This is a genomic window from Acinetobacter sp. UBA3132 (assembly GCF_002364825.1).
Lineage (GTDB): Bacteria > Pseudomonadota > Gammaproteobacteria > Pseudomonadales > Moraxellaceae > Acinetobacter > Acinetobacter schindleri.
Genome location: NZ_DEZM01000067.1, coordinates 1 through 6,137, shown reverse-complemented (window position 1 = coordinate 6,137; position 6,137 = coordinate 1). Strand labels below are relative to the sequence as shown.

Here is a 6,137-nt window from a genome sequence, read left to right as displayed (position 1 = left end):
CTTCAGCGCAGTCTGAGCTATGCTAAACACATTGATAGGGAAGCGATTGAGTTCTTTGAGGAAAAAGACGGGGTTACGATGTATGCCCAAATTGAAGGAACAGATTATTACGATACCGCAATTACCTATAATCCTCAAAAAGACCGTTTAATCGATGACGACTGCACTTGTCCGGTTGGATATAACTGTAAACATGCTGCTGCTTTAGCGCGGTTATTCTTTCAGGAATATCGCCAGGAATTTCAGCAGCGTTATGCTGACTCTCAATCCCCGCAGGGAATCACAAAACGTCAACGGGGGGATGATCAGGCGCAGCGCTGGTTGAATGATTTTAAACGGTATTTACAACAGACTGAACCAGAGCAATCTGTCAAAACAAACAATTATTTAATTTACCTGCTAGATCAGTCGGTCAGCTTAAAGAAATTGACAGTTGACGTTCAGAAGGCCAGACGCAATAAAAACGGCTCAATTGCGGGGGAAAGTTATTATACCCAATATGAAAATATCACCAGAAAGCATCTGACTTTACCTGAACAAAAACGACAATTATTTAACCAGATTTATTATTATGCCAAAATAAACAGTGACGAACGCTTTTATCAAAGCAATCTTGATATCTCCAGAATTTTATTGGAGCATTTCAAATCTTTTATTCAAAGTGGCGATGTGTACTGGCAAAAAAAGAGCCATACTGCACTTCAATGGTCAGAACAAGGCTATCACATCGAACTGATCTGGCAACAAGGTGTAAACAAACAGACAGAGCATTTAAACATTGAATTGGTCAATGGTGATATTCGACTCGATTTGAAATCAAATCCACATATTCAGATTCTCGCGAGCCATCCCCCATGTTATGTGGATATTCAACAGAACACGGTGGGCCAGTTATATGGTGAATATACGGCAAATCTTCTGTACCATTTTTTACAGATGCCTGATCTTCCATCTATGCTCTTGCCAGAGTTTGAGAAACTGACTCATCAATATTCAGACGTGAAAAATCTGCCTCAGCCCGAGTTTATTCAGCATATTGATGTCCTTGAGGGAAGTCCCCAGCCAATTTTACGCTTCGGTGTTTTAGATAAATTTGATTGGAAATGGGAAGAGTCTGTTTGTGCCGAAATTGAATTCTCCTATGTAGGCGGACGAATAAAAGCAGTTACATCAGGTGACAGTTTTATTGGTGAGCAGCATGGCAAAATGGTGCGACAGCTTCGGGACTTCGTTCAGGAACAACAGTCAATCCAGCGTTTACAGCTATTGGTCGAATCACTGAAGTGGGTGAAAGATCTTAATTATTACCAGCAATTAAAACTGGATAAACAACGTCTTGATTCTATGGTTTTTGCGTTCTATGGAGACTGGATCAAACAGCTGATGCCCATCAATCAAATTGAATTGATTGGATGGCAGATAGAGCATCTGGAACACAGCCCATTTAAGCTGCAATATGTTGAAAATTTAAATATTTCCATCACTGAATCTGAAAGCCAACAAGACTGGTTCAATATCGGGGCGACCGTTCAGGACAGTGCAGGCAATAGCTATGATTTACTCGATGCACTTGTGGTTTTGGTGAAAGAACAGCCTGATTTACTTGATCCACGGATTTTTGGTCATCTGAATGACAGTCACATTTTCACCCTGAAAACTGCAGCGGATCAACCAGATTTGGCTTTATCCGCAAAGGACATTAAGCCGGTATTGTTGCATCTGCAGAGCATTTTACAGCAAGAAGAGCGTAGCATAGATCGCTATGATGCGAGTCAACTATTAGAATTACAGCATCATCTGGGGATGGTGTGGCAGGTCAGTAATCGCCTGCAGCAATTTGCGCAGAAATTCAAACAAGGCTATCAGCAACAACTGCCGACACCACAAGGTTTTCAGGGGGAATTACGTCCATACCAGCAGCAGGGCCTAGGCTGGTTACAGTTTTTAAGGGAAACCCAGCATGGCGGGATTCTGGCAGATGATATGGGCTTGGGTAAAACAGCACAAACTTTAGCCCACTTACTCATGGAAAAGCAGGCTGGTCATTTGCAGGACAGACCCGCCTTAATTGTTGCACCCACATCGCTGATGCATAACTGGTTCAAAGAAGCGGAAAAATTTACCCCTGAGCTCAAGGTACTGCTGCTACAAGGCCCCGACCGCCATCAGTATTTTGAGCAGATTTCACACTATGACATTGTGTTAACCACCTACCCGCTCTTGGCGAGAGATGAAGAGCAACTGAAGCAATATGAATATCATCAACTCATTCTGGATGAAGCGCAGAATATTAAAAATCCGCGTGCCAAAGCTGCACAGGTAGTACGGCAATTAACAGCGCGACATCGTCTATGTCTAACTGGTACACCTATGGAAAATCATTTGGGTGAGCTGTGGGCACTATTTTATTTTCTAATGCCAGGATTTTTATATTCACAAGAAATCTTTAATAAAAAGTACCGCTATCCTATTGAAAAACGCGGTGATCAGCAGCTAAGGCAAAAGTTGGTAAACCGCATTAAACCCTTTATTTTACGTCGTTTGAAAACTGACGTTGCCAAGGAACTGCCTGAAAAAACCACGATTGAAGTCAATATTGACATGAATGAGCAGCAATCCAAGCAATACGAGGCTGTTCGCGCCACGATGCAGGCAAATATTCAGAAAATTGTGGCAGAAAAAGGCTTTAAGCGTAGTCAAATCCAAATTTTAGATGCCTTGCTGAAGCTGCGTCAGGTCTGTTGTCATCCTAGCTTGCTGAAACTGGATTCAGTTAAAACCGGGCAGGCGTATTCTGCCAAACTTGAACAGTTGATGGATATGGTTGTTCCAATGGTGGAAGAGGGACGAAAAATTCTTATTTTCTCTCAGTTTACCTCAATGTTGGAACTGATTGAACAACAGCTCTATCACGCAGAAATTGGCTATGTGAAGCTGACTGGAAAGACCAAAAAGCGAGATGAAGTCATTACAGCATTTCAGTCTGGACAAGTGCCGGTATTTTTAATCAGTCTGAAAGCAGGAGGGGTAGGTCTGAATCTAACTGCCGCAGATACGGTCATTCACTATGATCCATGGTGGAACCCTGCTGCTGAAGATCAAGCTTCAGATCGTGCATGGCGGATTGGACAGGACAAGCCGGTATTTGTGTATAAGCTGATTACCAATAAAAGCATAGAGGAAAAAATTATTGCCTTGCAGCAGAATAAAGCAGAACTGGCACAGTCTATTCTAAGCACAGATCATGAGGGAGAAGCGAAACTGACGGAAAATGATGTGATGAAATTGTTTGAGAAATTTTAGTTTGGTTTGGGATATTGAGAAAATAAGAAAAGTGGGGTTCAGCGGATGCTTACCGAAAAAGAGATCTACACAGACCTCTTTTTTATTTGGGTTTAATACGTGAAATTATTGCTTAGTGTCATCTTCATTCAGAATTTGCCCTGTGTGCTTTGGTGTAATTAAAGGTGCAGTCGGACGCGGTCCTGTGTATTGCAAGCCGATACCCGCATAGACATCATCTGCTGCAACTTCGGTTTCAAAACGTTCTTTGTCTCGTTCTCGGATTTCTTGGCTAATTTCTTCAACATCACTCTGGTCAACACCCAATTCTTCTAAAATCGCACCGCCAAATAGCATTGCCGACTCGAAGGTTTCTCGAATCATATAATCCACATTTTGTTTTGCTAAATGCAGCGCATGCTCACGGTCATAAGAGCGAACCAGTAACTTGGTTAAAGGAAATTCATGTTGCACCAACTCTACAATCTTATTCGTCGTTTCTTTGTGGTCTACGCAAACAACAATTGCTTCAGCCGTATCTGCTCCCGAGGCATGTAAAATATCTAAACGAGAACCATCGCCATAGTAAATTTTAAATCCAAATCTTTCAGCATTTTGAATCATGTCGATATCATTATCAATGATGGTCACATCAATCCCTCGAGCAAGCAGTAATTGACTGGAGACTTGTCCAAAACGACCGAAACCAATCATCAATACTTTTCCAGAAAGTCCTTCGGCAATACGGATATTTTCTAAAGAAGTTTGTTCTGTAGTTTGGGTAAAACGTTTAAATAAAAAGCCAATAATCGGGGTCAAAATCATTGACAAGACTACAATCGCAGTCAGGTTTGAGCGTTCAACAGCACTAATGACTTGAGCACTCATGGCGGCAGTAAAGAGTACAAAAGCAAACTCACCTCCTTGAGCCATCAGTAATGCGCGATCGAGTGCTTCGGAGTGTGAACTTTTGGTCATGCGTGCAATTAGGTAAATCATGGATGCTTTGACAAACATCAGCAGAAGTACAGCACTTAAGATTAACACCCAGTTATTTTTTACGACGTTAAGGTCTAGTGACATGCCTACACCTAGAAAAAATAATCCGAGCAATATGCCACGAAACGGTTCAATATCTGCTTCAATCTGATGGCGAAAAGTGGATTCGGAGAGTAATACCCCTGCAAGGAATGCCCCCATTGCCATCGATAAGCCAGTGACTTGCATCAGTAATGCTGCGCCGAGCACCACCAAGAGTGCTGCTGCAGTCATGACTTCACGGGCTTTGGCTGCGGCTAATAAGCGAAATAAAGGATTAAGCAACCAATAGCCTGCAGCGATTAAACCTGCAATTGAAATTAAACCAATTCCGATGCTCTGCAAACGCGTAGAAGTACTTTCAACAACATGATTCGGTGCGATAAAAGCGACAATTGCCAATAAAGGGACAATCAATAAATCTTCAAACAGCAGGATCGAGATAATTTTTTGTCCTCGTGGTTGAGCAATGTCTCCACGATCTCCCAAAAGTTGCATCACAATTGCAGTCGAGGTGAGTACAAAGCCTGCAGCACATACAAAACTCACTTGCCAAGAATAGCCATAGATCAAGCCTACCGCCGTTAACCCCAATGAACAGGCACTAATTTGTAATGTACCTAATCCAAAAATTTCTTTTCTTAAACTCCATAAATACAATGGACGCATTTCTAGTCCAATCACAAACAGATACATCACAATACCAAGCTCAGCGATATGCAAAATAGACGCAGAATCGTAGAAAAATACCAGTCCAAATGGACCAATAATTAATCCTGCAATTAAATATCCCAATACCGAGCTTAATCCTAGGCGCTTGATTAAGGGGACTGCGATCACTGCAGCCGTGAGCAATATGACAGGGGATAAAAGGCTGATAGATATGGCTTCTGCACTCATATATTTCTCAGATTTTGTATTGGGGCTGTTGACATTTCAAGTATAGAATTTACCCGATAAAGGTAGCCAAATATATATATATACAGGCTTCAAGCTAATGCAACTGCAGAGCCTGTAAATAATTTTGTGTAATTGCTTTTCATAAATTTAAAGGTGATCACTTAGAACCTATCCAGAATATTTTCTATGCAAAAGTAGCTTTAAAAAGGCTAAATTAATGAACTGAAGGTTCGTATTTAGGTACTTTTCACAGTTTTTCCAGAGCCTTCTACATTTTTCTAACCAGGCAAATCATTTTTTCACAACCCAGCGTTGTGGAATGGCTGCAAATTTATGCAATTCACTTCGTTTAACCACATCAACTCGGGATCCGATTAAATTATTAACAGCCAAAGAAAAGGGTTCACCTGTATAACCGCCATCAACAAGTACAACCTCTACATTTTGTAAGCTATCTTTATGCAAAGTTATAGTATCTAACGCACCTTGACGATCTGTTTGATCTGCTGTCGTAACCAATATTCCATGCGGGAGACCTTCAGTATCAACAATAATATGTCTTTTAATGCCTGAAACTTTTTTACCAGCATCATACCCTTTATCACGTGCAGTATCTGTGTTTTTTACACTTTGTGAATCAATCATGATAAAGCCCGTTTGTTCTTTCCATCCATTGCTGATACGAGCCTCGCCAACCACATTTTTTTAAAGCTTGCTCAAGTATGCTAGGTTCAGTTTCTGAAGACTTTTTATTCCAAATCGAGAAGTAATAATGCACAGTGCTTTTAGATGGGAAGTCTCGAGGAAGCATACTCCATTGGCATCCACTTATTAGAATATAGAGCAATGCGCAAAATACTTCATAGACATCAATGACTCTTGGACGTGTTTGTTTTCTTCCGCTCAATCGTAGCGGT

General features: G+C 41.2%; 2 protein-coding genes and 1 pseudogene. 1 reads left to right on the top strand and 2 read right to left on the bottom strand.

The window, feature by feature from the left end; translation table 11 throughout:
* The coding region (locus tag B4033_RS02990; protein ID WP_286831987.1) for a DEAD/DEAH box helicase at positions 1 to 3,303 on the top strand (3,303 nt) is incomplete at its 5' end.
* Positions 3,304 to 3,408: 105 nt separating this feature from the next.
* On the opposite strand, the gene B4033_RS02985 is transcribed toward B4033_RS02990, so the two are convergent.
* Both B4033_RS02985 and B4033_RS02980 read right to left on the bottom strand, forming a co-directional pair.
* Entirely contained in the window at positions 3,409 to 5,220 is a 1,812-nt protein-coding gene (locus tag B4033_RS02985) for a monovalent cation:proton antiporter-2 (CPA2) family protein (protein WP_286831985.1), read from the bottom strand.
* 168 nt (positions 5,221 to 5,388) lie between these two features.
* A pseudogene (locus B4033_RS02980) lies at positions 5,389 to 6,137 on the bottom strand (IS5 family transposase); the annotation flags it as partial.

Excerpts from the sequence above, each read along its gene's own strand:
- B4033_RS02985 (WP_286831985.1), bottom strand. The coding sequence starts at position 5,220 with ATGAGTGCAGAAGCCATATCTATCAGCCTTTTATCCCCTGTCATATTG.